Source organism: Phytohabitans sp. LZ39 (assembly GCF_059359075.1).
Genome location: NZ_JCADBM010000018.1, coordinates 131,393 through 157,072 on the forward strand (window position 1 = coordinate 131,393; position 25,680 = coordinate 157,072).

At 71.0% G+C, this 25,680-nt stretch carries 22 protein-coding genes and 1 pseudogene; 15 read left to right on the forward strand and 8 right to left on the reverse strand.

Features of this window, described 5'->3' with window-relative positions; genetic code table 11:
• Positions 1–13 precede the first annotated feature (13 nt).
• On the forward strand, positions 14–922 hold the full coding sequence (locus AC5L36_RS30545; RefSeq protein WP_441219850.1) for a DNA-3-methyladenine glycosylase family protein: 909 nt from the start codon (positions 14–16) through the stop codon (positions 920–922).
• A 67-nt stretch (positions 923–989) separates the two neighbouring features.
• On the opposite strand, the gene AC5L36_RS30550 is transcribed toward AC5L36_RS30545, so the two are convergent.
• From AC5L36_RS30550 to AC5L36_RS30560, 3 genes are all read right to left on the reverse strand, one after another.
• Positions 990–1,991, reverse strand: a complete 1,002-nt coding sequence (locus AC5L36_RS30550) for a sigma-70 family RNA polymerase sigma factor (RefSeq protein ID WP_441219851.1) — start codon at positions 1,989–1,991, stop codon at positions 990–992.
• A 396-nt stretch (positions 1,992–2,387) separates the two neighbouring features.
• Positions 2,388–3,323, reverse strand: coding sequence for an N-acetylmuramic acid 6-phosphate etherase (gene murQ, locus AC5L36_RS30555; protein ID WP_441219852.1), 936 nt, complete (start codon positions 3,321–3,323; stop codon positions 2,388–2,390).
• Positions 3,320–4,234, reverse strand: coding sequence for a MurR/RpiR family transcriptional regulator (locus AC5L36_RS30560; RefSeq protein WP_441219853.1), 915 nt, complete (start codon positions 4,232–4,234; stop codon positions 3,320–3,322). The genes murQ and AC5L36_RS30560 overlap by 4 nt, the downstream gene beginning before the upstream one ends.
• Positions 4,235–4,389: 155 nt before the next feature.
• Here AC5L36_RS30560 and AC5L36_RS30565 point away from each other — a divergent pair, with 155 nt between their 5' ends.
• On the forward strand, positions 4,390–5,070 hold the full coding sequence (locus AC5L36_RS30565) for an SDR family NAD(P)-dependent oxidoreductase (protein ID WP_441219854.1): 681 nt from the start codon (positions 4,390–4,392) through the stop codon (positions 5,068–5,070).
• 20 nt (positions 5,071–5,090) lie between these two features.
• On the opposite strand, the pseudogene AC5L36_RS30570 reads toward AC5L36_RS30565, so the two are convergent.
• Positions 5,091–5,723: pseudogene (locus AC5L36_RS30570) on the reverse strand (dTMP kinase); the annotation flags it as partial.
• Between the two features lie 160 nt (positions 5,724–5,883).
• Here AC5L36_RS30570 and AC5L36_RS30575 point away from each other — a divergent pair.
• The 6 genes from AC5L36_RS30575 (at position 5,884) to AC5L36_RS30600 (ending at position 9,568) form a co-directional block, all read left to right on the forward strand.
• Positions 5,884–6,696 (forward strand): SigB/SigF/SigG family RNA polymerase sigma factor, encoded by an 813-nt coding sequence (locus AC5L36_RS30575; RefSeq protein ID WP_441219855.1) that lies wholly within the window; start codon positions 5,884–5,886, stop codon positions 6,694–6,696.
• Between the two features lie 179 nt (positions 6,697–6,875).
• Positions 6,876–7,421, forward strand: coding sequence for a nucleotidyltransferase (locus tag AC5L36_RS30580; RefSeq protein WP_441219856.1), 546 nt, complete (start codon positions 6,876–6,878; stop codon positions 7,419–7,421).
• Positions 7,418–7,663 (forward strand): hypothetical protein, encoded by a 246-nt coding sequence (locus AC5L36_RS30585; RefSeq protein ID WP_441219857.1) that lies wholly within the window; start codon positions 7,418–7,420, stop codon positions 7,661–7,663. The genes AC5L36_RS30580 and AC5L36_RS30585 overlap by 4 nt, the downstream gene beginning before the upstream one ends.
• Entirely contained in the window at positions 7,660–8,394 is a 735-nt protein-coding gene (locus AC5L36_RS30590) for a metallophosphoesterase family protein (protein WP_441219858.1), read from the forward strand. Before AC5L36_RS30585 ends, AC5L36_RS30590 begins: the two co-directional genes overlap by 4 nt.
• Positions 8,395–8,436: 42 nt before the next feature.
• Positions 8,437–8,580, forward strand: a complete 144-nt coding sequence (locus AC5L36_RS30595) for a GPGG-motif small membrane protein (protein ID WP_441219859.1) — start codon at positions 8,437–8,439, stop codon at positions 8,578–8,580.
• 151 nt (positions 8,581–8,731) lie between these two features.
• A complete protein-coding gene (locus AC5L36_RS30600) occupies positions 8,732–9,568 on the forward strand; it encodes an MHYT domain-containing protein (RefSeq protein WP_441219860.1) in 837 nt (278 codons plus the stop codon).
• Here AC5L36_RS30600 and AC5L36_RS30605 read toward each other — a convergent pair whose 3' ends face one another.
• Entirely contained in the window at positions 9,569–10,348 is a 780-nt protein-coding gene (locus AC5L36_RS30605) for a M23 family metallopeptidase (protein ID WP_441219861.1), read from the reverse strand. It lies immediately after the preceding gene.
• 112 nt (positions 10,349–10,460) lie between these two features.
• Between AC5L36_RS30605 and AC5L36_RS30610 the strand changes: the two genes are divergently transcribed.
• The 6 genes from AC5L36_RS30610 to AC5L36_RS30635 all read left to right on the forward strand — a co-directional run bounded on the left by AC5L36_RS30610 (position 10,461) and on the right by AC5L36_RS30635 (position 17,431).
• Positions 10,461–11,180 carry an HD domain-containing protein gene (locus tag AC5L36_RS30610; protein WP_441219862.1) on the forward strand — a complete coding sequence of 240 codons (720 nt, stop codon included), beginning with the start codon at positions 10,461–10,463 and terminating at the stop codon, positions 11,178–11,180.
• 125 nt (positions 11,181–11,305) lie between these two features.
• On the forward strand, positions 11,306–12,652 hold the full coding sequence (locus tag AC5L36_RS30615; RefSeq protein WP_441219863.1) for an ABC transporter substrate-binding protein: 1,347 nt from the start codon (positions 11,306–11,308) through the stop codon (positions 12,650–12,652).
• A gap of 66 nt (positions 12,653–12,718) precedes the next feature.
• Positions 12,719–13,771, forward strand: a complete 1,053-nt coding sequence (locus AC5L36_RS30620; RefSeq protein ID WP_441219864.1) for a carbohydrate ABC transporter permease — start codon at positions 12,719–12,721, stop codon at positions 13,769–13,771.
• 1 nt (position 13,772) lies between these two features.
• Entirely contained in the window at positions 13,773–14,735 is a 963-nt protein-coding gene (locus AC5L36_RS30625; protein WP_441219865.1) for a carbohydrate ABC transporter permease, read from the forward strand.
• Between the two features lie 64 nt (positions 14,736–14,799).
• Complete coding sequence (locus tag AC5L36_RS30630; protein WP_441219866.1) at positions 14,800–15,819, forward strand: LacI family DNA-binding transcriptional regulator; 1,020 nt, start codon at positions 14,800–14,802, stop codon at positions 15,817–15,819.
• Between the two features lie 4 nt (positions 15,820–15,823).
• A complete protein-coding gene (locus AC5L36_RS30635) occupies positions 15,824–17,431 on the forward strand; it encodes a glycoside hydrolase family 13 protein (RefSeq protein WP_441219867.1) in 1,608 nt (535 codons plus the stop codon).
• On the opposite strand, the gene AC5L36_RS30640 is transcribed toward AC5L36_RS30635, so the two are convergent.
• Positions 17,409–18,818, reverse strand: a complete 1,410-nt coding sequence (locus tag AC5L36_RS30640; RefSeq protein WP_441219868.1) for an MFS transporter — start codon at positions 18,816–18,818, stop codon at positions 17,409–17,411. The genes AC5L36_RS30635 and AC5L36_RS30640 overlap by 23 nt on opposite strands.
• A gap of 145 nt (positions 18,819–18,963) precedes the next feature.
• On the opposite strand from AC5L36_RS30640, the gene AC5L36_RS30645 reads away from it, so the two are divergent.
• Entirely contained in the window at positions 18,964–19,989 is a 1,026-nt protein-coding gene (locus tag AC5L36_RS30645) for a Fic family protein (RefSeq protein ID WP_441219869.1), read from the forward strand.
• A gap of 16 nt (positions 19,990–20,005) precedes the next feature.
• Here the strand turns inward: AC5L36_RS30645 and AC5L36_RS30650 are convergent, their stop codons facing one another.
• On the reverse strand, positions 20,006–24,238 hold the full coding sequence (locus AC5L36_RS30650; RefSeq protein ID WP_441219870.1) for a PDDEXK-like endonuclease domain-containing protein: 4,233 nt from the start codon (positions 24,236–24,238) through the stop codon (positions 20,006–20,008).
• 43 nt (positions 24,239–24,281) lie between these two features.
• Positions 24,282–25,679 carry a xylulokinase gene (gene xylB, locus AC5L36_RS30655; RefSeq protein WP_441219871.1) on the reverse strand — a complete coding sequence of 466 codons (1,398 nt, stop codon included), beginning with the start codon at positions 25,677–25,679 and terminating at the stop codon, positions 24,282–24,284.
• Between the last annotated feature and the right edge of the window lies 1 nt (position 25,680).

Sequence of the window (25,680 nt, forward strand, 5' to 3'; positions counted from 1 at the left end):
TCACCGTCGAGGCATGACCGAAGTCTTTCTGGCGGCCACCGAGCCGTTCTCGTTCGACCTGTCCCTGCGCGCCCTGGCCGGCTTCGCGCCCTGCGCCGGTGGCCATGTGATCTCCGGGGGCCGGGTGCGCAAGGCGTTCCTGCTCGGCTCCGAGGCGGTGGTCGCCGACGTCGGGCCTGCTTCCGAGGGTCCGGGCGTCGTGCTCACCCTCCACGCCGACCGCCACCTCTTACCCACCGAGCGGGCGGTGGTGCATCGCGCCGTCGGGCGGTGGCTCGGCCTCGACGACGACCTCGGTGCCTTCCTCGACGTCGCCGGGCGCGACCCGGCCATGGCCGGGCTGCTGCGCGCCGCGCACGGGCTACACCAGGTGCGCTTCTCCTCGCTCGCCGAGGGCGCGGTCTACTTCGCGCTCGTCCAGCGGAGCACCCAGTGGTATGCGGCGGCCCGCAAGCGCCGGGTGGCCGCCGAGCTCGGGCCGTCCCTGACGCTCGACGGGGTGGAGCACGTCGCGTTCCCTTCGCTCGCCACGGTCGCCGCGCGAGACGACGCCGATCTCGTCCGCTTCGCGGGCAATCGGCTGCGCGCCCGCCGCCTGCGCGAGGTGGTCGAGGGGGTGGCCTCGCTCGACGAGGAGTGGCTCCGCACCGGGCCGTATGAGGACGTTCGCAAGGCGCTGCTGGCCCTGCCGGGCGTCGGCGCGTTCACCGCGCACGCGCTGTTGTTGCGCGTGCTCGGCCGCCCCGATGGCGTGCCGCTCCACATGCCCCAGTTCGAAGACGCCGCTCGCGCGGTGTATGGCAACCCACCGCCCAGCCCCGCCGAGTTGCGCGCGGCATACGGGTCTTCGATCGGCTGGTGGGCCTACTACGTGCGCACCGCCCGCTCGTGGCAGCCGGAAGACACCCTGGTGGCCGCATAGACGGGCGAGCGGCCGGTGTCCTATTCGGACACCGGCCGCTCAGCGGGCAGATGGTGGGGGGTGTGTGTCAGGCGGCCTGGAGGCCCTCGGCCCGAGCCAGCTCGCGCAGCCGGCCCAGCGCCTGGATCTCCAGCTGGCGGATCCGCTCGCGGGAGAGGGAGAAGCGCGAGGCGACCTCGGTGAGCGAGTGCTCGCGCCCGTCCTCCAGGCCGTAGCGGGCCCGCATGATGCCGGCCGACCGGTCGTCGAGGTGGTTGAGCAGGCCCTCGATCCGCTGCCGCTCGAGGGCGGTCAGCACGACCTCCTCGGGCGACGGCGCGTCGCTGTCGGCCACCAGGTCACCGAGGTTGGTGTCGCCGTCGTCGCCGACCGGCGTGTCGAGCGACACGGTGTCCTGCGACCAGCGCACCAGCTCGTGCACCCGCTCCACCGGCACGCCCAGCGCCACCGCGATCTGCTCCGGCTCCGGGTCGGAGCCGAGCTCGCGGGTCAGCTGGCGAGCCACGTTACGCATCCGGTTGACGTCTTCGACGAGGTGCACCGGCAGCCGCACGGTGCGCTCCTGCTGGGCGATCGCCCGGCTGATGGCCTGGCGGATCCACCACGTCGCGTACGTCGAAAACTTGAAACCGCGCTCGTAGTCGAACTTCTCCACGGCGCGCACCAGGCCGGTGTTGCCCTCCTGGATCAGGTCGAGCATCGGCATGCCCGACCGCACGTAGCGGCGGGCGATCGACACGACCAGCCGGAGGTTGGCCCGGATGAAGAGGTCCTTGGCGCGCTCGCCCTCGAAGACGATGCGCTCGAGCTCCTCCTGGCCGACGCCCTTCGGGATCTGCCCCTCGTCGAGCAGGTGCTCGGCGTAGAGCCCGGCCTCGATGGCCTTCGAGAGGTCGACCTCGGTGGCGGCGTCGAGCAGTGGCGTCCGGGAGATCTCGTGTAGGTAGACGCCAACCAGGTCGCGCTCTTCGGCGACCTCGTCGGTGCGCATCACCACATTGCTTTCCACGTTGCTCACGATCCCCTCGTTCGCCCCTCTTGCTCTCTTGCCTGCGGTCCCCACGTTCATCAGCCCTCCCCCGTAACTTCCGCTATCCCCCGCGGTGCTGACACCTACACAACAGATGAGACGCGTAAGGGATTCCATCTGCTGAGTCGAAAGTGTCACGAATGCCTGAGTACTAGCTGAGAGCGCGGTGCATAGTTGCTGTGCACTGCCCTCATCAGGACGTTCGGGGTCCGACCCGGTGGTGGATTGGGCGGCCGCTGTGCATACTTCGCCCGAATAATGACAACATCCGAGCTCCATAAGGCACAGCGATCCGGGTCACTACCTGTCTGCGATCCTCGTCACTTCACAGTACGCACGTACGCCGACGCCGGTTCACTGTCGGATCAAGGATTACCCGGCCCTCAACGGCGCTAACTCAAGCCCGCTCGGCATCCATCTCAACCGTGACGGTCGTCACGCCCGACCGGTGGCGAGCAGGGCGACGGCACCCCGCACCTGACCCGCCGAGCGCGCCAGCGCGCCCCGTGCGTCGGCCACGCTCGCGCCCGAGACGAGCGCCACAAGAGCGGCCTTGAGGTCGCCGTCCGCGTCGGCGAGGGCCCGGCGGCAGGCTTCCTCGCCGTACCCGGTGGCCTCCTCCAGGATGGAGATCATGCGGCCGCGCAGCTTCGCGTTGGTGGCGACCATGTCGATCATCAGGTTGGAGTAGACCCGGCCGAGCCGCACCATCACCGCGGTGGAGAAGGCGTTCAGCACCAGCTTCTGCGCGGTCGCCGCCTTCATCCGGGTGGAGCCGGTCACCACCTCCGGCCCGGTGTCCACGCCGATGAAGACGTCCACCTCGGCGGCCGCCGCGGCGGCGGGGTCGGCGGCCACCAGCACGGTGCCGGCACCCGCCGCACGCGAGGCGCGCAGCGCGCCCAGCACGTACGGGGTGCGCCCGCTCGCGGCCAGCCCCACCACGAGGTCGCCGGCGTGCACGCAGTCGGCGGCCTCGCGCTCGCCGCCGCCGTCGCTGTCCTCCGCGTCCTCGACCGGCCGGAAGACCGCCCCGGTGCCGCCGGCGAGATGGGCGCAGAACCAGTCTTCCGGCGAGTTGAACGTCGGCGGCAGCTCCGCCACGTCGAGCACTCCCAGCCGTCCGGAGGTACCCGCGCCGAAGTAGTGCACCCGGCGACCGGAGCGGATCGCCACGACCGCCAGGTCGACGGCGGCCGCGATCTCGTCGAGCACGGCCGCCACCGCGGTCGGCACGGTGCGATCGGCCTCGTTGATGACCCGTACGACGTCGCGGGTCGACATCAGGTCCAGGTCGACGCTGTCCGGGTTGCGGCGCTCGGTCGGCGAGCCGACCCGGACGACCGCGCGCCCGTCCGCTTCCGCCGTCACCGGGACCGCCGGGCCGCACCCACGCGGTGGGTCTGCACGGCCTCGGCGGTGACCTCGAGCGCGCGGCGCGCCTTGGTCCGGTTGCGGGCCGCGACGCCGACGAAGAGGCAGTCGACGACGGTCAGCTGGGCCAGGCGGCTGGCCATCGCACCCGATCGGTACGTGGTCTCGCGCGCCGCCGTGGTGAGCACGAAGTCGGCCACCTCGGTGATCGGGGATCTGGGGAAGTTGGTCAGGGCGACCGTGGTGGCGCCCCGCGCGCGGGCCTGCTGGAGCACCTCGATGACGTCGGAGGTGGTGCCGGAGTGCGAGATGCCCATCGCCACGTCACCCTTGCCGAGCAGCGCGGCCGAGGTGAGCGCGAGGTGCACGTCCGGCCAGGCGAACGCGGTGCGCCCGATGCGGTGCAGCTTTTGCTGGAAGTCGGAGGCGACGAAACCACTCGCGGCGGCGCCGTAGATGTCTACCCTGCCGGCACTGTTGATGGCGTCGACCACCTGCTCGCAGACGGCGGGGTCGAGCTGCTCGGCCGTCTCCTCCACCGCGCGGGCGTCGTTGAACGAGATCGTCGCGATGATCTGGGCCAGGTCGGCACCGGGCGGGATGTCGCCGCCGACCACGCGCGCGTCCGGCGGCTCGACCCGGCGCGCGGCCTCGGCGGCGAGCCGGATGCGCAGCTGCGGGTAGCCCTCCATGCCGACCGAGCGGCAGAAGCGGATGACCGTGGCCTCGGATGTCTCCGCGGCGGTCGCGAGATCGGTGATCGTGCGCCGCGCGGCGTCGGCCGGATCGGCCACGACGAGGCGCGCGACGCGCTGCTCCGCGGGCGACAGCGACGGAAGCAGGCCGCTGATGTGCACAATCAGCCCGCTCGACTCGTGAGTCGCGGAAACCTTCGTCGTTTTCGCCACGGATGAAACTTACTTTCACAGAGGTCGGACCGTCAACCGTGACCTCGCTATCTGCGACGGTACGCCGTGGACCTTTCCACCGCGTCCGGCTTTCGCCCGCCGAGCGTGCCATTCCTTACACCCGTTCGGTTGGATGGCGGGGATACGGTGTGGCAATGGCCGATCGCACCGCATTGATCACCGGTGGCACGGGCGGGTTGGGCGGTGCCGTCACCGCCGCTTTCGTCGCGGCGGGTTGGCGCGCCGTCGTGCCGGTGCGCAAAGATCCGCCCGAGGGCGGCAGCGCCGAATACCTGACCGCGGACCTCACCGATCCCGCGGCGGTCGAGTCGGTGGTTTCGGCCGCCGTGTCCGACCCGGCCGCGCCTCTGCGGGCCGTGGTCAACCTCGTGGGCGGGTACGCGCCGGGCGGTCTCGTGCACGAGACCCCGATCGAAGACTTCGAGCGGATGCTGTCGCTCAACCTGCGCCCCACCTACCTCGTCACCCAGGCGGCGCTGCCACACCTGATCGAGGCCGGCGGCGGGGCCGTGGTCTGCGTCTCCTCCCGGGCGGCGGTCTCACCCTTCCCCGGCGCGGCCGGCTACGTCACCTCGAAGGCCGCCGTGCTGGCTTTCGCCAACGCGGTAGCGGTGGAGTACAAGGCAAAGGGGGTGCGGTGCAACACCGTGCTGCCGAGCGTGATCGACACCCCGGCCAACAGGGCCGCCCAGCCTGACGCGGACCCGTCGCGGTGGGTACGGCCGGAGGAGATCGCGACGGTGATCCGGTTTCTCGCCGGCGAGGAGTCGGCGCCGACCAGTGGCGCGGCGATCCCGGTCTACGGGCGGGCGTAGCTCCGGTCGGCCAGCGCCGCGAGGCGCTCCTGGATACGGGCGGTCACCTCGTCCGGCGTACCATTTCCGTCAATCACCACGAAAGAGCCGAATTCAGGCAGCGACCGGTACGCGACGGTCGACGTCGCCAGGAAGTCCTCGCTCTCGTGGTCTTCGGCCCGCAGGTCGATGCGGCGGACCGCCTCGGCCGGATCCACCGCGAGGAAGAACGTCACGTCCGGCCGGGGAAACAGCGCGTACGCCCGGCGGGCCAGCCACTCGGCGACCCGGCTGCCGTCGTGGGCGCGGATGCTCGCGTACTGGCAGACCGCGTACCGGTCCATGACCGCGACCCGGCCGCGCAGGCGGGAGCGGAGCAGCGCTCGGGCGATGGCCAGCCAGCGAAGGATCGACTCGACCAGGAGGAGCCCAGCCCGGCCGAGCAGCCGCTGAGCGTCGCCGCCGCGGCCCAGGCGCTTGGCCAGCCGGCTGAACCACCTGCGGCCGCCGGCGTTCTGCCAGTAGGTGGCCGGAAGGCCGGCCTCGGTCAACGCGGTGGCCAGGCGGTGGGCCTGGGTGGTCTTGCCAGAGCCGTCGACGCCCACGAGCGCGACAACCCGTGGGTGCCCGGTCACAGCGGGCCGAACTCTGGAGTAGATCACAGCAGCCCACAGTACTCGGGCTGCACAACATCGTACTTTCGGCTAGATTTCCGTGAACCGTTTGGTCTAGGGTGAGATAGCTGATCGGTTAATCAACCCCTGAATGATCGGACAGCTGAGAAGACGGACAGGAACTGACACGAGTCCGGACACAGGTGCAGGGAGGACCACCATGACCGCGACACACGTGCACCAGACGAAGAGCAGTGCCCACCTGGACCAGCGCCAGGCGACCGATAACGCGGCGGATCTGATGGCCGCGATGGCCTCGCTGCCGCCGCACCACCCGTCCCGGGCCCGCGTGCGCGACCAGGTGATCGAGTCCTGGCTCCCGCTGGCACAGCACCTCGCCAACCGCTTCGCCGGCCGTGGCGAGCCGATCGAAGACCTGGTGCAGACGGCGACAGTCGGGCTGATCAAGGCGGTCGACAAGTTCGACCCCGAGCGCGGCGTCGAGTTCGCCGCCTATGCGATCCCCACCATCATCGGCGAGATCAAGCGCCACTTCCGCGACCGCACGTGGGACATCCGGGTGCCCCGCCGCCTCCAGGAGCTGCGGCTGAGCATCTCCGAGGCGACGAGCACGCTGCTTCAGACGCTCGGCCGCTCGCCGACGGTCGCCGACATCGCCGCCCACATCGGGATCAGCGAAGAAGAGGTGCTGGAAGGGTTGGAAGGCGCCCGGGCGTACAACGCCGTGTCGCTCTCCATGCCGACCAGCGACGGCGACCGTGCCACCGAGCTTGGCGACATGCTCGGCAGCGAGGACAGCGAGTTCGAGCTCGCCGAGCTGCGCGTCGCGCTCGGGCCGGCGCTCGCCGCGCTCGACCAGCGCGAGCAGAAGATCCTGACGCTCCGCTTCTACGGCAACATGACGCAGTCGCAGATCGCCGACCAGATCGGGGTCTCGCAGATGCACGTGTCCCGGCTGCTCGCCCGGGCACTCGCCAAGCTGCGTGGCCACCTCGGCGAGGACGCCGCCTAGGCGCTCGCCACCCCCAGACGCTCGACGGCGGTTCGCCGGATGAGCGGCCCTTCACGCGCGGACGGACCGGTGCGCCTCTATCAAGGGGCAGGGGCCACCGGTCCGTCCGTGCGTGTCAACGGGCCTTCACCTGGGTATTTGTTCTTCCTTCCCCCGAGCGACGACGCTGAGGAGCTTTTATGAGCGTGGACGACGGACTGCTCATCACACTCAAACGGGTCGCCGCAACGCTCAAGCAGGCAGAGATCCCGTTCGCACTCGGCGGCAGCTTCGCCGTGTACGCGCACGGCGGCCACTCCGGTGACCACGACGTCGACTTCCTCCTTCGCGAGGAGGACGTCGAGCGGGCGCTGGAAGCGTTGGTGGCGACCGGTTTCCGGGCCGAGCGGCCGCCGGAAGACTGGTTGGTCAAGGTCTACGACGAGGATCGGATGGTCGACCTCATCCACCACCCGCTGGACACTCCGGTGACCGCGGAGACCCTCGCCGACACCGTCCCCCGGGTCGTCGACGCGATCGTCATGCCGTGCGTGACCGCCACGCAGCTGATGATCCACAAGCTGCTGAGCTTCACCGAGCACTACTGTGACTTCACCCGCGGCCTGCCGCTGGCCCGGTCTCTGCGCGAGCAGATCGACTGGGACCGGGTGCGTAAGGAAACCGCGCCGTCGCCGTACGCCGAGGCGTTCCTGCTGCTGCTCGAACGACTGGAGGTCGTTCCATGATCGATGAATATGTGGAGGCGGCCGTACAGCGGCTGCTGACCGAGCACGGGGGCCTCGCCGAGCAGGGCATCACGGTGGCTCGCCGGGAACGCACGATGGTCCTCTGCGGTGAGGTGGAAAGCCCCGCCCGCCGGGATGAGATCGTGCGGCTGGTCGAGGAGAACTTCCCCGACGTCCCCCTGTGGGTCGACATCGGCATCACCCGCGCGAACGCACCGAGCGAGGCGGAGGACCTGCTGTGAAGGACCCGAACGACCCGCCTATCCGCATCGCGGCGGTGGGCGACGTCCACATGGACCAGGACGTGCTCGGCCGCTTCCGCCCCGCCCTGGATCAGCTGCCCGAACACGCCGACGTGCTGCTGCTCGCCGGTGACCTGACCCGGCACGGCACCGAGGCGGAAGCGCGCTGCGTGGCACAGGAGTTCGGCCAGCTCGGCGTCCCGGTGATCGCCGTGCTCGGCAACCACGACTACCACTGCGACCAGGTCGACAAGGTCGTCGACGTGCTCACCAACGAGGGCGGCATCACCGTCCTCGAAGGAGACAGCACGGTCGTGGAGACGCCGGCCTGCCGCCTCGGTGTTGCCGGCGCGAAGGGCTTCGGCGGCGGGTTCGCGGGGCGGTGCGCCAGCGAGTTCGGCGAGCCGGAGATGAAGGCGTTCGTGCGCACGACGAGCACGGTGGCCGAGCGGCTGGGCCAGGTGCTGCGCGACCTCGACTGCGACGTGCGGGTCGCGCTGACCCACTACGCGCCGGTGCCGGACACGTTGGCCGGCGAGCCGCCCGAGATCTACCCATTTCTCGGCTCGTACCTGCTCGGTCAGGCCATCGACTCGGCGCCGACCGCCCTGGCGGTGCACGGGCACGCACACGCCGGCAGCGAGCGGGGCGCCACCCCGGGCGGCGTTCGGGTGCGTAACGTCGCGCATCCGGTCATCAAGCAGGCCTACAGCGTCTTCCGGCTTGGCTGAGAATAGGTTTCTGCCGGCGAGCGCGGGGGTACCTCACAACACATGGAATTTCTTCTGTGGATTATCGCAGTTGTGCTCGTGGTCGCCGGCATCCTGGCGCTCTTCCGCCGGCAGGTCCTGTGGGGCGTCGTCCTCATCATCGTGGGGCTGCTCGTTGGCCCCGGTGGCGTCAGCATCTTCACCTAGTCACCAGGTGCTTTCGCACCGCTACCCCTCGGCGTATCTGAGCGGTCTGGGCGACTTGCGGCCACCCCAACGGCTGTAAGTCGCCCAGATCTTGGTAAGGGGCGCACAACCTGTGCGGCCGCCCGGCCACCGGCGTGCCTCAATCACTGCCGTGGCTGAGATCCATCACCTGACGTACGGTGCCGTCAATCCCGTCGTCGCGTACCTGATCGCCTTCGTCGGCTCGCTGCTCGGTCTGGTCTGCACGAGCCGGGCCCGGGCCGCCCGCCATCGCCGGCGGCGCGCCCGCTGGCTCGTCCTCGCCGCCATCACGATCGGCGGGGCCGCGATCTGGCTCATGCACTTCACCGCCATGTTCGGCTTCGACGTACCGGACAGCCCGGTCCGGTACAGCCCGACGCTCACCGTCGCGAGCCTCGTCGTTGCGGTCGTTACCGTGGGATCCGGCCTCTTCGTCGTCGGCCGCGGCGAGCCGAACGGCGGCCGTATCGTCCTTGGCGGCCTGCTCACCGGCGCCGGCGCGGTGGCGATGCACTACACCGCGATGGCCGCCGTGCGGGTCGCCGGCCGCATCGAGTACTCCGGCGCGCTCGTCGGAGCCTCCACCCTCATCGCCGTCGCGTGCGCGACCCTGGCGCTCTGGCTCGTCATCGCGGTACGCGGCTGGCGTGCGGTCGTCGGCGGCGCGTTCGTGCTCGGGCTCGCCGTGTGCGGCATGCACTACACCGGCATGGCGGCGATGCGCGTGCGGCTGTGGACACCCGGTGAGACCCGGGTAGAAGGGCTCAGCCCGTCACTGCTCATCGTGCCGATCACGGTCCTGGCCGCGGTCACGCTGATCGGTGTGGCGTTCAGCGCGCTCCAGGCGATGACCGAGGAGGAGTTCGCCGACGACCGGTGGCCCGCGTCCCGGGCCGCCGGCCGGCCCGCGCCGATCGACGCGGGCCCGCCGTACGTGCGCGCTGTCGGAATGCGCCGCGTCCGCTGATCAGCAGCGCGGGACGCTCGGGATGAAGCCGTCGTATCCGGTGTAGACATACGCGTCGGAGACGAACCTGCCGGTGCCGATGCGGTCCCAGATGTTGCTCGTGCCGTACGTGCCGGTGACCGTCGTCCCGGTCGTCTGGCAGTAGATGGTGACGGTGGCGCCGTCGGCGACGGTGCCGACCGAGGCGTAGCCCGTGCCGGGTCCGGATCGGACGGTCAGCGGCGAGCCGGCCGTGTTGACGGTGCCCGACCCGGTGTTGCCGCCGGAGCAGGCGTTGTCGCTGGTGTACGTCTTCGTGCCCCAGTAGAGCGCGAGCGCGCCGTTGAAGCGCACCTGGATGTCCGCCCCGTTCAGGCGCTGCTCGTAGTGCAGGTGCGGGCCAGTCGAGCCGCCGGTGGTGCCGACGTAGCCGATGACGCTGCCGTAGCCCACCGTCTGTCCAACAGAGACGTTGAACGCGTTGAGGTGCGCGTAGTACGTGGTGTACCCGCTGCCGTGGTTGATGCGCACGTACTTGCCGTAGCTCGTGTTGCCGAGGTCGGTGACCCGGTCGACGGTGCCGGGCGCGCTGGCGACGACGGGGTCGCCGGTGTCGTCCGTGCGGTTGAAGTCGATGGCGTTGGCAGGGCTGTGGTTGGTGCGGGTCTGGCCGGACCACGACTGTCCACAGGGGAATGGGACCTTGAACGTCGGTGCGGCCTGTGCCGGGCCGGGCGCCACGATGACCACGGCGGCCGCGGTGGCGGTAACGGCGAGGAGTCGGAGCACGCGTCTTGCCATGGAAGTCCTCCTGCGTCGAAAACCTTCCTGCTTGCGCGGCAGTTTGACAGAAAGCTTCATCGAGCGGAAGGAGGGCCGACGGAAATTGGCGTGATCCGGTATACCTGGGCCCATGGCTTCCCCGGCGTACCTCGCGACCATGCCGCTGCACGCGATCACCGAGGTCTACGGGGAAGACGGCCTGCGGCAGCGGTTCGCGCTGGAGGTCGCCCGCTTCGCCGCCGCCGACCAGGATCGGCTGACCGAGGCGCTGGAGCTGGCCGCGCACCTGCACCGCGACGACCGCCGGACCCGCGAGCCGTACCTCAACCACCTGCTCCGGGTCGCGATCCGGATCATGTCGCACTACGGCGTGACCGACGTCGACGTACTCGTGGCGGCGTTGCTCCACGACACGGTCGAAGACCACCCCGAGGAGCTGGGCGGCGACGCCGAGGCGGCGCTGGCCGAGCTGGCCCGGCGGTTCAACCCGCGGGTCGCCGACCTGGTCCGCGCGGTGACCAACCCGGAGTACGACCCGGGGCGCGACCGCCACGAGCAATACCGGGCGCACGTGGCGGAGAGCCTCGACCGCCACCCGTGGGCACGCGTGATCAAGGTGTCCGACTTCACCGACAACGGGGTGGGCGTCATACACACCACCGGGCCGAAGGTGCACAGCTCAGCCACGAAGTACCGGCCGCTCGTGCCGGTCTTCCGGGAGCTGGTCGGCCGCCCGGACACGCCGCTCTCCGACCCGACGAAGGCGCACATCATGGACCAGCTCGACCTCGCGGAGAGCCGGTTCGCGGCCATCCTCGACGGCCATGGAAGCGCTCCCGACGTTTCCTAATCGTTACGGCTTCCTTACTCGAAAGCCTGGACGAAAGATCGGTGCAAGCGCTTACATGTGTAGACGCCCCAAGTCGGGACCGGCACGTGAGCCAACGCACCGTGCCGGCGAGGAAGGAGGACGGCATGGCGGTCTTTCCAAGACGACGCCAAGCCATCGTGATCGCCACCGTGGTCGGGTTGGCGCTCAGCGCCACCGCGTGCGGGGACGGCGACGACAGCGGAAGTGGCAGCAACGGAAGCTCGGCGGAGTGCTCCGCCTTTGACAAGTACGACGGCAACGACGGCAAGAAGGTCAAGATCTACGCGTCCATCCGTGACACGGAGGCCGACCTGCTTGAGCAGTCCTGGAAGCAGTTCAGCGACTGCACCGGCATCGAGATCGACTACGAGGGCAGCGGCGAGTTCGAGGCGCAGCTCCAGGTTCTTGTGGACGGCGGCAACGCGCCGGACATCGCCTTCATCCCCCAGCCCGGTCTGCTGGGCACGTTCGCGAAGTCGGGCAAGCTCAAGCCCGCTCCCGCCGACACCAAGGCTTCGGCGGAGGCCAACTACCCCGCTGACTGGCTGAAGTACGGCACGGTCGACGGCACGTTCTACGGCGCGCCGCTCGGCTCCAACGTCAAGTCCTTCGTCTGGTACTCGCCGAAGACCTTCCAGGAGAAGGGCTACGCGGTCCCCAAGACCTGGGACGAGCTCATCGCACTCAGCGACAAGATCGCTCAGGGCGGCGAAAAGCCCTGGTGCGCGGGCATCGAGTCCGGTGACGCCACCGGCTGGCCGGCCACCGACTGGATCGAGGACATCATGCTCCGCGACCAGTCGCCCGAGGTTTACGACCAGTGGGTGACCCACCAGATCCCGTTCAACGACCCGAAGGTCGCCGCCGCGGTCGACCGCGCCGGCACGATCCTCAAGAACGACAAGTACGTCAACGCCGGGTTCGGCCCCGTGAAGAGCATCTCGACCACGTCGTTCCAGGAGGCGGGCCTGCCGATCCTGGAAGACAAGTGCTACCTGCACCGCCAGGCGTCCTTCTACGCCAACCAGTGGCCGCAGGGCACGAAGGTGGCCGAGGACGGCGACGTGTTCGCCTTCTACTTCCCGGCCGTCGACCCGAGCAAGGGCGAGCCGGTGCTCGCGGCCGGTGAGTTCACCGCCGCGTTCGCCGACCGTCCCGAGGTCCAGGCGGTGCAGAACTACCTGGCCACGCCCGAGTACGCCAACTCCCGGGCCAAGCTCGGCAACTGGGTGTCGGGCAGCAAGGGCGCGGACATCAACAACTTCGCCAACCCGATCGACAAGCTGTCGGTCGAGATCCTGCAAGACCAGAGCAAGGTGCTCCGCTTCGACGGCTCCGACCTGATGCCGTCGGCCGTCGGCGCCGGCACGTTCTGGAAGGGCATGGTCGAGTGGATCAACGGTAAGGACACCGCGAGCGTGCTCGCCGGTATCCAGAGCTCCTGGAAGTAGCGCATAGACGGCCGGCCCGACCCCTTCCCTCGGGGTCGGGCCGGCCGATCCCCCTCGGGAGGGCGGATGGAATTCGCGGACATTTCCCCCAAGCTCACCATGTTGGTGTACGGCCTCGTCGCGTTCGCGGTCGTCGTCGGTGGGCTCTTGCTTCTGCTTGACGTCGTACCCACCTACTTCGCCCGCCGGCGGGAGCGCCAGCTCATCGCCGTCGCCGCCGGCGACGCGCCCGCGCCACCCGCGGGCCGCCTGCGCAAGCCCCGCGAGTTCGGGTACGCGATCTTCTTCCTCCTCCCGGTCGTGGTCCTGGTGCTGATCGGGCTGGTGGTGCCATTGATCCGGACCACCATCCTGTCGTTCCAGAACGGCGACAGCTCCGGGTGGGTTGGCCTGGACAACTACGGCTGGATGTTCAGCAACGGCGACATCCTCGGTGTGCTGTGGAACAGCCTCCTCTGGGTCGTGCTGGTGCCGCTGGTGGCGACCTCGGTGGGGCTCCTCTACGCCGTGCTCGTCGACCGCGCCCGCTTCGAGGCGGTCGCCAAGTCGCTGATCTTCCTGCCGATGGCGATCTCGATGGTCGGCGCGAGCATCATCTGGCGGTTCGTGTACGCGTACCGCGGCGAGGAGCAGGATCAGATCGGTCTGCTCAACCAGATCGTGGTGTGGCTCGGCGGCGCGCCGCAGCAGTGGCTGCTCGAGTCGCCGCTCAACACGTTGCTGCTGATCATGGTCCTGGTCTGGATCCAGGCCGGCTTCGCGATGGTCATCCTCTCCGCCGCCATCAAGGCGATCCCCGCCGACATCGTGGAGGCGGCCCGCCTCGACGGCGTCACCGCGTGGCAGATGTTCTGGCGGATCACGATGCCGAGCATCCGGCCCGCCCTGATCGTCGTGGTCGTGGCCATCACGGTCGCCACGATGAAGATCTTCGACATCGTGCGGACGATGACCAACGGCAACTACGACACCAACGTCATCGCCCTGGAGATGTACAACCAGGCGTTCCGTTATCAGGAGGTCGGGCAGGGCTCGGCACTGGCCGTGTTCCTGTTCATCCTGGTGATCCCGATCGTCATCTTCCAGGTCCGCAACCTGCGCCAGCAGCGGGAGGGCTGACATGGCTACCACGACTCCCGTCCTGCCCGGCCTCACCGCGGAGCCGCTGCCCAAGACGGTGGCCGGCCGCGTGCGCAAGCGGCTCAACACCCGCGCCGCCACGATCGTCTCGATCCTCATCGCGGTGCTGTGGACGGTGCCCACCTTCGGCCTGTTCATCTCGTCGCTGCGTCCCGAGCAGGCGATCAAGACCACCGGCTGGTGGACGTTCTTCAGCGACCCCCAGCTGACGCTGGAAAACTACAACGAGGTCCTCTTCGGACAGTCGGCCTCCTCCGGCCAGCTGGCCAACTACTTCGTCAACTCGCTCGTCATCACGATCCCGTCGGTGCTCTTCCCGGTGGCGTTCGCCGCGATGGCGGCCTACGCGCTCTCCTGGATCCAGTTTCGCGGGCGGGAGTGGCTCTACATCCTCATCTTCGCGCTCCAGATCGTGCCGCTCCAGATGTCGCTCGTACCGCTGCTGAGCTTCTTCTCCCGGGGCGTCTCGCTGGGCGGCATCACGCTCATGCCCGCCTGGCAGCTGGAAGACGAGCAGAAGTTCATCCAGGTGTGGTTCGCGCACACCTGCTTCGCCCTGCCGTTCGCCGTGTTCCTGCTGCACAACTTCGTGTCGCAGCTGCCCGGCGAGCTGATGGAGGCGGCCCGGGTAGACGGGGCCAGCCACCCGAAGATCTTCCGGACCATCGTGTTGCCGTTGATCACGCCGGCGCTGGCATCGCTGACCATCTTCCAGTTCCTGTGGGTCTGGAACGACCTGCTCGTAGCGCTCATCTTCGCGGGAGGCGGGGACGAAACGGCCCCGCTGACGGTACGGCTCGCCGAGCTGGCCGGCACCCGCGGCAACGAGTGGCAACGGCTGACGTCCGGCGCGTTCGTGTCGATCGTCATCCCGCTGATCGTCTTCCTCTCCCTCCAGCGGTACTTCGTCCGGGGTCTCCTCACCGGCAGCGTGAAGGGCTGATGGCCGTGTGCGGGTGGGTGGCCCGGCCACCCGCCCGCCGACGGTCGACTGGGGAGGTGCACGCGTGACAAAGATCGACGATGTCGCGCGACTGGCCGGCGTATCGACGGCCACCGTTTCCCGGGCACTGCGCGGCCTGCCGACGGTGTCCCAGGCCACCCGCGACCGGGTGCTCGCGGCCGCGGCCCAGCTCGGATACGCCGCCTCGCCAAGCGCGTCGCGCCTGGCCGGCGGCAAGTCCGGGGCGGTTGCGGTGGTCGTGCCGCGGATCACCCGCTGGTTCTTCGCGACCGTGGTCGAGGCCGCCGAGCAGGCGCTGCACGAGGCCGGCTACGACCTGCTGCTGCACAACCTCGGCGGCAGCGAGACCGAGCGGCAGCGGCTGCTGCACACGGCCGCGCTGCACAAGCGCGTCGACGCGCTGATGCTGGTGGCCACACCGCTCCAAGGCGTCGACCTCGAGGCGGTCACCGGCCTCGCCCTGCCCGGCGTGACGGTCAGCTCGGGCACCGGCGTGCCGGGCTGGCCCAGCATCCGGATCGACGACGTCGCCGCCGCGTACACCGCCACGTCACACCTCATCGGGTGCGGCCACCGGCGGATCGCGCACATCTCCGGCGATCCCGCCGACGAGCTGGCATTCACCACGCACATCGACCGCCGCCGCGGCTACTGGCAGGCGCTGGCCGAGGTCGGCGTCACCCCGGACCCGGCGCTGGACGTGGAGGAGGAGTTCACGGTCTCCGGCGGCGAGCGGGCGGTGGCCACGCTGCTGCGGCGGGGCGACCCGCCCACCGCCATATTCGCGGCCTGCGACGAGATCGCCATGGGCGCGATGGCGGCCCTACGGCAGGCGGGGCTCAAGGTGCCAGAAGACATCAGCGTGATCGGCATCGACGACCACGACCTGGCCGGTGTGGTGGGCCTCACAACAGTGGCCCAGCCAGCCGCCGATCAAGGCCGCCTCGCGGCCAACATCCTTCTCGGCCCGCTGACCGGCGGCGAGTACCCAGGAGAGGAAACCGTGATCCTGCCAACTCAGTTGATCGTTCGCGAATCTACCGCGCCGCCTCGGGCAAACTAGAGCGATGCCTGAGCAGAGCAAAGACTGGTGGCGCACAGCCGTCATCTACCAGATCTATCCCCGGTCCTTCGCCGACTCCAACGGCGACGGCATCGGCGACCTGCCCGGCATCACGGCGCGGCTCGACCACCTCGTCGAGCTCGGCGTCGACGCCCTCTGGCTGTCGCCCTTCTACCCCTCGCCGCAGGCGGACGCCGGCTACGACGTGTCCGACTACCGAGACGTGGATCCCCTCTTCGGCCGCCTCGACGACGCCGACAAGCTCCTCGCCGCGGCCCGCGAGCGGGGCCTGCGGGTGATCGTCGACCTGGTGCCCAACCACACGTCGAGCGAGCACCCGTGGTTCAAGCAGGCGCTCGCCGCCGGCCCGGGCAGTCCCGAGCGGGCCCGCTACATCTTCCGGACGCACAAGCCGAACAACTGGGAGAGCACGTTCGGCGGCCCGGCCTGGACCCAGGTGCCCGACGGCGAGTGGTACCTGCACCTGTTCGACGCGGGCCAGCCCGACCTCAACTGGGACCACCCCGAGGTGCGCGCCGAGTTCCGCGACATCCTGCGCTTCTGGCTCGACCGCGGTGTCGACGGCTTCCGGGTCGACGTCGCGCACGGGCTGATCAAGCAGGCCGACCTCGCCGACTGGCACTACCCGGTCGAGCCGCTCACCGGCCCGGCCACGGAGGGCATCCGCCCCCCGATGTGGGACCAGGACGCCGTGCACGACGTCTACCGCGACTGGCGGCGGGTCCTGGAGGAGTACCCCGGCGAGCGCGTGCTCGTAGCCGAGGCCTGGGTCTCGCCCGCCGAGCGGCTCGCGGCGTACGTGCGGCCGGACGAGATGCACCAGGCGTTCAACTTCGAGTACCTGGAGGCCGCCTGGACCGCGGCCGCCCAGCACGAGGTGATCACCCGGTCGCTGGCGGCCAACGGGACGGTCGGCGCGCCGACCACGTGGGTGCTGTCCAACCACGACGTGCTCCGCCACGCCTCCCGCCTCGGCCTGCCGATCGGCACCATGCGCCCGCGCGGCATCGGCGTCGGCGACCCGCAGCCTGACCTCGTGCTCGGCCTGCGCCGGGCCCGCGCGGCGACGCTGCTGATGCTGGCCCTGCCCGGCTCGGCCTACCTCTACCAGGGCGAGGAGCTGGGCCTGCCGGAGCACACGACGATGCCGGACGAGGAACGGCAGGATCCGATGTTCCGGCGTACCAACGGCGAACAGAAGGGGCGCGACGGCTGCCGGGTCCCGATCCCGTGGCAGAGCGACGCCCCGTCGTACGGGTTCGGCCCCACCAACGCGAGCTGGCTCCCCCAGCCCGCGAACTGGGCCGGATACGCGCTCGACCGGCAGCGCGGGGTGCCCGGCTCGACGTACGAGATGTACCGCGCGGCCCTGCGCCTGCGTGCCCAGCAGGGGCTCGGCCCCGGCTCGCTCACCTGGGCCGAAGGGCCAGAGGGCGTGCTCGCCTTCCGCAACGGCGACGTGTACGTGCTGACCAACTTCGGCGAGACACCGGCCTCCCTGCCCGCGGGCGCCCGCCCGCTGATCAGCAGCGAGGAGCTGCACGCCGACGGCACGGTGCCGACGGACGTCACGGTGTGGGCTGTGGTGTAGCCGGCTTGCTCCGCTCGGCGCGGGCCTCCAGCAACTCGTGGACGGTGGCGATGTCCGCCGGCGAGGTGCGGGAGGCCCGCAGGTACATCAGGCCGGTCGGCACGAAGAAGAGCTGGAAGGCGGCCAGCCCCACCGCGTAGTTGAGCGGCGGCGGCAACGGCCCCTGTAGCGCCCGAAACGCCACCCCGGCCAGGCCGTTGCCGACCGCGCGCCCCACGCCGTTGGTGAGGTTGCCCAGGCTGTACACGGTGCCGCGGTGCTCGGGCGGGTTGACGTCCGCGATAAGTGCGAACCAGTTGGGCGAGTTGGCCGAGGTCAGCGCCAGCGCGACGAGCGCGGTGAGCAGGCTCAGCCCCACGGTCGGCTCGGTGAACACACTGGACAGCACGGCCCGGACCACCGCGCCCGCACCGGCGCCGTCGGGCACGTCGATGCGGATCGGCACGAAGAAGAGCACGAGGTACAGCGGAACCGCCGCGAGGATGCCGACGGCCGCCACCATGGCCCGCCCGCCGGGGTCGCGCCGCTGGAGCCGGTCGCCGATCAGACCGCCGAGGATCGAGAAGCCCGCGCCGAGCTGAAACAGCGTGGCGAAGATGCTGCCCACCACGATGGCGGTGTCGTCGCTGTAGCCCTGTGCCTCGGCCCGCTCCCGGAAGAGCACCGGCAGCCACACCAGCGATCCGAACGCCACCTGTGCGGTCAGCCCTTGCAGCACGAGCCAGAGGTTGGTCCGGCGGTCCAGGATCGTGGGCAGGTCGTCGCGGCTGATCCGGTAGTCGTAGTCGACCACGCCGGCGAGCTCGGCGTCACTCTGGCCGCGCCGCACGTCGTACGTGAACAGGTACGCCACTGTGGCCGCCACCCCGACCACCGTGAGCACCAGGAACGGCACCCGCCAGTCCCCCCGCCCGAGCAGCCCGCCGACGAGCGTGCCGGCGAGCGTGCCGATCCCCTGCGACAGCCCCCAGAAGCTCATCACCAGCCCGCGGCGGCGCGGCGCGATGAGGTCGCTGACCACGGAGAACCCGACCGAGGCGACCGCGCCCAACCCGACCGCGGCGACGATCTGCGCCGCGAAGAACGTCACGTAGCCGCCGCTCAGCGCCGTGCCCCCGGTGCCCGCCGCCCACACCAGCGTGCCGATCATGAGCAGCGGCTTGCGGTGGTGTCGATCTCCCGTGTACGCCCAGGCGACGGCGGCGACCGCGCTGAAGAGGAAGGTGATCGCGGTGACCAGCCCGACGGCACTCTCGGCCACGCCGAACGACTCGCTGATGCTCCCGTAGAGCGGCGGCACGAGCCCGATGGCGACGTTGTCGAGCGAGGCGAGCACGACGAAGACCACCACGCTGTAGGTCCGGTGCGCCCGCCCGCCACCACTCATGACCGGCACCCAACCAGCACCAGATAACGAAGCGGTAGCGCCACGCCGCCGAGGGCCGGCCCATCCGTTCCGAAGTTGATAAGTTCAATTCGGTAGCGGCTGCCTGTATCAACTTCACAGCTATGCATCTGGAGAGCGGGTCGTGGTGAGCAGGGGACGCCCCAGCCGGGAGACGGTCTATGCGCGACTGGATAGCGCGCTGCTGGAGCTGAACCAGAGGCTCGGTGGCTTACCTAACCCGAAGGAGGCCCAGGGCATCTGGGAGGATATTTGGCACCAGGAGGCGCATCACTCCACGGCGCTGGAGGGCAACACCCTAATTCTCCGTGAAGTGGAAGCCCTTTTGGAGCAAGGCCGGGCCGTCGGCGCCAAGCCGCTGCGCGAATACAACGAGGTCCGCGGCTATGCGGACGCCGCGAAATGGGTTTACGGGCAGGCACTCGAGCCGGAGGGGTGGCACGACGGACGGCTGGTCACCGTCAGTGAGGTACGGCAGGTGCACCACACCGCGATGACTCCGGTGTGGAATGTGGCCCCACATCCGGACGCTACCGGCCGCGAGGGTCCGGGGAGCTTCCGCGAGCACGACATCCAGTCGTTCGCCGGCGGCATGCGGCCACCCGCGTGGCCACTGGTCCCGGCCCAGGTCGAGCACTGGGCTGCGGAGGTGTGCACGCTTGGCCAGCAGATCACCGCGGGCGTCGCGACTCCTCGCCCGCTGCCAGAGGCACTCGCCCACCTGCACAACGAGTTCGAGCGGATCCATCCCTTCATCGACGGAAACGGACGGGCCGGCCGCCTGCTACTCAACCTGATTCTCGTGCGCCTCGGTTATCCGCCGGTGATCATCTTCAAGCAGCAACGGGCGGCGTACCTCACGGCCTTGCAGCGCGCCGACAGTGGCGACTGTGGCGCGCTCGGTGAGTTGATCGCACGGGCGATGCACGACAATCTCAACCGCTTCATCGTGCCCAACCTGGCCGGTCCGGCTCGATTGGTGCCGCTGGCCGCGCTGGTGACGGACGAGTTCACGATGGCGGCCCTGCGGCAGGCCGCCCAGCGAGGACGACTGGACGCGCTGCAAGGACCCGACGGCGTCTGGCGGAGCTCCCGCAAGGCGGTGAACGCCTACCGCGCGTCTCGGGGCAAGCGGACGCGGCGGACGCCCTAGATACAAACCGTTTGTACTACAAGCTGTTTGTACTGCCCGGCCTGGTGACGACCAGGCCGAGCTCTTCGGCGCGATCCCAGACCGGGCGCATCGCGGCCTCCGGGTCGCGGTGGAAGACGCTGGCCCGCAGGCGCACGAAGACGCAGTTGCCGACGCGTTCCAGGATGGCCTGGCGGCGGAGGTCGTGTGCGAACGCCTCGGCGCCGTGATAGCTGTCGCCGTCGCACTCGATGGCCAGGCGGCGGCCGTCCGGAGCGGCGATCATGAAGTCGACCTTGAACGTGCCGATGCGGAACTGTGGCACCGCGCGCAGCCCGGCGCCGGTCAGCTGGCGGTGCACCGCGCGCTGGAACTCCGTCACCGGCTCGCCGCCGACCTCTGGCGGCGCGGGCGGGCGCTGGGCGTACCCGAGCAGTGCCGCGCGGGCGTCGTCGGGGTGCAGGTCGGCGGGCGTGACCGAGTGGAAGAGCCACAGCTGGTCGCGGGCACGGGACGCGGCGACGTTGATGCGACGGTGGAAGTCGCGCTTGGTGAACGCGCCGATCGCGCCGTCGGCCGAAGACACCACCATCGACACGAGCACCACGTCGCGCTCGTCGCCCTGGAACGTGTATGGGTCGCCGACCCGCAGCTCGCGCCGCTCCAGCTCGTCCGGGCCGATCTCCTCGCGGAGCCGGTGCTGGAGATAGGCCGCCTGCCCGCTCCCGGAGAGCAGGCTGACCACGCCGAGCGTGCGGCCGGTGTACGACGGGTCGGCCACGATCGCCGCCACGCGGGCCACCAGCGCCTCCGCCTCGGCCACGTTGACCTCGCCGTACTCCGGGAGGGTCACCCGCTTGCCCTGCGGTACGTGCTCGGCCACCACGGAGCGGTCGAGGCCGCTGCGGGCGGCGCGGAGTGGCTGGATCTTGCCGTCGTAGTAGACGCCGCTGGAGAAGCCGATGATCTCGGGCACGCTGCGGAAGTGCTCGGTCAGCAGGATGCGCTGTGGCGAGCGGCGTACCGCGTGGTCGTAGAGGCTGCTCTCGGTGTCGAAGTGCTCCGCCGAGGGCACGCCGGCCGGGTGCAGGTGAGTGGCGACAAGGCCGTTGACCCGGTCGGTCGGTACGCCGACGAGCTGCGGCCCGATCTGCTGGTCGTCGCCGACCACGACCGCGCGGCGGGCGAGCGTGAGCACCGGCAGCGCGAAGAGGTCGGCCTGGGACGCCTCGTCGACGATCACCACGTCGAAGATCGGCGCCTGCCCCGGGAATTGCTCCAGCGCCCGGTCGATCGACATGATCCAGACCGGGACCGCGGTGACCGCCTCGGACATGGCCCGCTGCGCGGCGGCCTGCCAGTGCGCGGCGCTCTTGCCCGTGCCCTTGCCGATCTTGCGGAGCGCGGCGGTCCAGTCGGCGAGCGCGGCCTTGCGCCGGTCGTCGAGCGCCAGGGCGACCTCGAGCCAGGCCGAGGTGACCACCAGGTCGCCGGTGAGCCGGCGGATCTGGTCGCGGGCCCGCTCCAGCCGGCGTCCCAGGTCGGCGCCGTCGACGTCGCCGATCACCTCGTCGAACCAGGTCTGCGCCTGCCGCCACTGCCACGCCCGCAGCGCCGCCCCGCCGTCGAAGTCGCCCGCACCGGTGTCGATCGCCGCCGCCCACTGGGGGGCGACCGCGGCGAGGCGGGCGTGCAGCACGGCGTACCGGGTGGCGTCCGGCCGCAGTGTCCACAGTCGACGGATCTCGGCCAGCGCCGCGTCCCAGCCGGCGAGGTCGTCGCGCTCCCACGCCGCGGCGAGCGCCTGGATCTGCGGCGCCTCGGGCGCGAACCGGCGCAGCCACTCGGCCATCGCCGTGCGCTCGGCCTCGAGGCGGTCGGCGAGGAAGACGTTGCCCGCGGCCTCGACCGCGCCGGCCAGCTCGGCGATCTGCCGGGCGTCGACGTCGCGCGGGCAGCGCGGGAAGACGGTGACCAGCGTGGCGTGCAGCTCCGGCCAGCGGACGCTTTCCCACTCCAGCGCCGCTACCGCCGAGGAGAGCAGGCGCCCCGCCCACAGCTCGGGCTCGGCGGAGACATCCTGCGGGACGGGCGCGTCGAGCCGCGTGCGCCACTCGCCCCACCGCGCGGCGAGCTGCTGCCGCAACTGCTCGCGCTCCACGGTGGCGATCACGAGGTCGACGTCGTCGGCGGTGCGCAGCGGCTCGCCGTCGACCTGCACCTCGGCGACGACCCGGGCCAGCTCGGCGTGGGTGAGGCGGCGGACCGGCTTGCCGGCCGCGTACCGCGCGCGGATCTCGGTGAGCTGGGTGAGCAGGCGGCGGGGCTGCGTCGAGTGCGGCTCGGGGATCGTGATCCGCCGCCCGGCCAGGAACGCGGTGCGCCGCCCCAGCTCGTCGAGCAGCTGCTGGCAGCCGGCGACGTGGCCGTCCCACACCGCGCGCCAGCTCGGGTCGCGGATCAGCAGGCCGAGCCGGTCGGTCCAGCTCCCCTCGCGGCGGGTCAAATCGTCGGCCGCCCCGCGCAGGGCCGCGGCTAGCTCGTCGACGGCCGTGGAACCGACCGCGCGTACCCCGTCTATGGCCATGCCGCGGTCGCGCAGCGCGTCGACCACCTTGCGGGCGTCGCGCATCGCGTCTCTCTGCGCGGCGACCGCCTCACCGACCGGAAGCTGGCCGTCGGCGGGCAGGGGCCCGAGCGCGGCGGCGCGGTCCGCGGCGGTCAGCCGCCGCGACAGCTCCGCGAGTACGGCGAACTCGGCGGCCTCCAGCGGCGCCGGCGTGCCCGGCGCGATCGGGTCGGGCACGAGCGCGTCGGCGGCGTGGCGGCGCAGCCACTCGCCCACCTCGCCGGCGCTCCGCCCGCCGTAGCGCCGCGCCTCCCGCTCGGCGGCCGCCAGCAGCTCGGCGCGGGCCGCGGCGAACGCCTCCTCGGCCGCCTCCACGTCGGCGAGCAGGCGCCGCACCCAGGCCGCCTCCGCCTCACTGTCCAATGTGGCGGCGCGGTCGGCGAGCTCACGGGCGGCGACCTGGAGCTGCACGAGCTGGTCGGCGGAGCGGCCCAGCACCGCCAGGCAGAGCGGCTGGATCTCCTCGGGCAGCCCGTCGCGGAGTACCCGAAGGGGGTCTTCCTTCTGGGCGAGGACGAGCACCCGCTTGCCGTGCGCGACGAGGTGGCAGATGAGGTTGCGGATGGTGTGTGTCTTGCCGGTGCCGGGCGGGCCCTGCACGGCGACGTTTCGGTGCGCGGCCAGCCGCCGGGCGATCGACTCCTGTGCGTCGTTGGTGGCCATCGGCATCAGCAGCCGCTCGCTGGTGCGCACCCACGCGTCGGTGTCGTCGTCGGGCATCCGCAGCCGGCTCGGCTCGTGGGCGAGCACGCCGGCGAGCGCGCCCACCTCGGTGCTGCTGCCGCTGGTCAGCCGCTCCTGGAGCAGCTCCAGGAAGCGCCGGACCATCCGCTGGCGGGGGCGCACGAAGAGGACGCCGGTGTCGACGACGGTCTCCGGCTCGAGGCCGAGGCGGCGCACCGCCCGCCGGCCGAAGTCGAGCCGCTCGGCCGCGTCCCACGGGTCGATGTCGACCTGGCCGCCGGTGCCGCCGAGGTCGAGCAGGTCGGCCACCCGCCGCGCGTCGAGGTCACCGAGCGCGTCGGCCTGTATCCGCGGCGGGCCCTGCGGGGTCACCGAGACGGTGGTCGAGTCCGGGTCGTACTCGATCGCGACCGGCGTGGCCAGCAGCGGGTAGTGGATGTCGCGGTGGCGCAGGACCAGGTGGCCCCAGACCAGCTCGACCCGGGCGGCGTCGATGTCGACCCGGTAGCGCAGGTCGTAGAGGCGGTCGTGCAGCCGCCGGGTCACCTCGGAGAGCTGGTGGTCGCGGGCCCACGGCTCCCACTGCTTGTCACGCCACTCGGTGAACGCGGCCTCCACCTCGGGATCGACCTCGCCGATCGTGGGCGGTGCCGTGTCGGAGAGATCCCAGACCAGGTGGCGCAGCAGCGGTGTGGGGATCGAGGGCGGGTCGGGCGGGTCCGGGCGGCCGACCCGCAGCCAGCTCCCGCCCGGCTTGAACGGGCCGACCCCGCACTCGACGTGGGCGGGCAGGTCGGCCTGCCAGTACGCGTCAACGGCCGGCACGGCCCGCACCGGCTTTTCCAGGAGCGTGCGCACGGCCAGCAGGTACTCGGTGAGCGCGACCGCCCGCGCGTGCACCGCTGACGGCGAGTCGCCGTCAGCGGTCTGCTCCGCGTCGTCCTGCGCTTCGGTCATACCCATCGACGGTAACCCGCCGGTGCACCGTAATGCGCGTTGATCAAGCGGTTCGGTCGATCACGTGTTCGCGTGCCTCCGCGTAGCGCTCCCGGATCGCCGGGACGGCCTTGCCTTCGTACTCCTCGACCGCGCCTCCGGACCAGGCCGGTGGCTCGTCGCCGCCGAGCGCGACCCAGGCCGCCTGGCGGGCCGCGCCGTCGGCGACGTACTCACCCGGCGGCGGGACGACCACCGGTGCCCCGAAGACCTCCGGCGCGATCCGGCGGACCGCCTCCGAGCGGGCGCCGCCGCCCACGAGGATCACCCTGTTGACCACCGCACCCTGCGCCACCAGCGCGTCGAGACCGTCGGCGAGCGCGCAGAGCATGCCCTCCACGGCCGCCCGGGCCAAGTGTGCCGGGGTGGACGTGCCCAGCGTCAGCCCGTGCAGCGCGCCGGTCGAGTTCGGACGGTTGGGGGTGCGCTCGCCCTCCAGGTACGGCACGAGGGCCAGCCCGCCCGCCCCGGCCGGCGCGCTCAGCGCCAGCCGGGAGAGCTCCGCGTGGTCGACGCCGAGCAGCCTCGCGGCCGCGTCCAGCACCCGGGCCGCGTTGAGCGTGGCGACCAGCGGCAGGAAGCGCCCGGTGGTGTCGGCGAACCCGGCGACCGTGCCGCTCGGGTCGGCGGCCGGCGTCTCCGCGACGCTGAACGCCGTACCCGACGTGCCGATCGAGACCAGCACGTCGCCGGGCAGGGCGCCGGCACCCAGCGCGGCCGCGGCGTTGTCGCCCGCGCCCGGCCCGAGCGGGGCACCGCCCGGCAGGGTGCCCGCGACGCCGGTGGGCCCGAGCACCTCCGGCACGAGTGGCTCCCGCCCGAACGCCCGCCGGAGCAGGTCGGGCCGGTACTCCCCGGTGGGCGTTGACCAGTAGCCGGTGCCGCTGGCGTCGCTGCGGTCGGTGCGCAGCGCGGCGAGGCTCCCGGCACCGGCCAGCTTCCAGGTCAGCCAGTCGTGCGGCAGGCACACCGCGGCGGTGCGGTCGGCGTTGGCCGGCTCGTTGCTGGCCAGCCAGCGCAGCTTGGTGATGGTGAACGAGGCCACCGGCACCAGGCCCACCGCCTCGGCCCACGCCTGCCCGCCGCCCAGCTCCTCGATCAGCTCGGCGGCGGCGCCGGCGGAACGGGTGTCGTTCCACAGCAGGGCCGGACGGACCACCTCGCCGCTCTCGTCGAGGCAGACCATGCCGTGCTGCTGCCCGGCCACCGAGGCGGCGGCCACGTCGTCCAGACCGCCCGCGCCCTCGATCGCCTGGCCGAGCGCCGCCCACCAGGCGGCCGGATCGACCTCGGTGCCGTCCGGGTGGCTGGCCCGCCCCTCACGCACGAGCGCGCCGGTCTCCGCGTCCCGGACGACCACCTTGCACGACTGGGTGGACGAGTCCACTCCCGCGACGAGCATG

What these genes read in the sequence shown, in the direction of transcription:
- AC5L36_RS30545 (WP_441219850.1), top strand. Translation starts at nt 14, where the DNA reads ATGACCGAAGTCTTTCTGGCGGCCACCGAGCCGTTCTCGTTCGACCTG.
- AC5L36_RS30550 (WP_441219851.1), bottom strand. Translation starts at nt 1,991, where the DNA reads ATGAACGTGGGGACCGCAGGCAAGAGAGCAAGAGGGGCGAACGAGGGG.
- AC5L36_RS30565 (WP_441219854.1), top strand. Translation starts at nt 4,390, where the DNA reads ATGGCCGATCGCACCGCATTGATCACCGGTGGCACGGGCGGGTTGGGC.
- AC5L36_RS30575 (WP_441219855.1), top strand. Translation starts at nt 5,884, where the DNA reads ATGACCGCGACACACGTGCACCAGACGAAGAGCAGTGCCCACCTGGAC.
- AC5L36_RS30580 (WP_441219856.1), top strand. Translation starts at nt 6,876, where the DNA reads ATGAGCGTGGACGACGGACTGCTCATCACACTCAAACGGGTCGCCGCA.
- AC5L36_RS30585 (WP_441219857.1), top strand. Translation starts at nt 7,418, where the DNA reads ATGATCGATGAATATGTGGAGGCGGCCGTACAGCGGCTGCTGACCGAG.
- AC5L36_RS30595 (WP_441219859.1), top strand. Translation starts at nt 8,437, where the DNA reads ATGGAATTTCTTCTGTGGATTATCGCAGTTGTGCTCGTGGTCGCCGGC.
- AC5L36_RS30605 (WP_441219861.1), bottom strand. Translation starts at nt 10,348, where the DNA reads ATGGCAAGACGCGTGCTCCGACTCCTCGCCGTTACCGCCACCGCGGCC.
- AC5L36_RS30610 (WP_441219862.1), top strand. Translation starts at nt 10,461, where the DNA reads ATGGCTTCCCCGGCGTACCTCGCGACCATGCCGCTGCACGCGATCACC.
- AC5L36_RS30615 (WP_441219863.1), top strand. Translation starts at nt 11,306, where the DNA reads ATGGCGGTCTTTCCAAGACGACGCCAAGCCATCGTGATCGCCACCGTG.
- AC5L36_RS30620 (WP_441219864.1), top strand. Translation starts at nt 12,719, where the DNA reads ATGGAATTCGCGGACATTTCCCCCAAGCTCACCATGTTGGTGTACGGC.
- AC5L36_RS30625 (WP_441219865.1), top strand. Translation starts at nt 13,773, where the DNA reads ATGGCTACCACGACTCCCGTCCTGCCCGGCCTCACCGCGGAGCCGCTG.
- AC5L36_RS30635 (WP_441219867.1), top strand. Translation starts at nt 15,824, where the DNA reads ATGCCTGAGCAGAGCAAAGACTGGTGGCGCACAGCCGTCATCTACCAG.
- AC5L36_RS30640 (WP_441219868.1), bottom strand. Translation starts at nt 18,818, where the DNA reads ATGAGTGGTGGCGGGCGGGCGCACCGGACCTACAGCGTGGTGGTCTTC.
- AC5L36_RS30650 (WP_441219870.1), bottom strand. Translation starts at nt 24,238, where the DNA reads ATGACCGAAGCGCAGGACGACGCGGAGCAGACCGCTGACGGCGACTCG.
- xylB (WP_441219871.1), bottom strand. Translation starts at nt 25,679, where the DNA reads ATGCTCGTCGCGGGAGTGGACTCGTCCACCCAGTCGTGCAAGGTGGTC.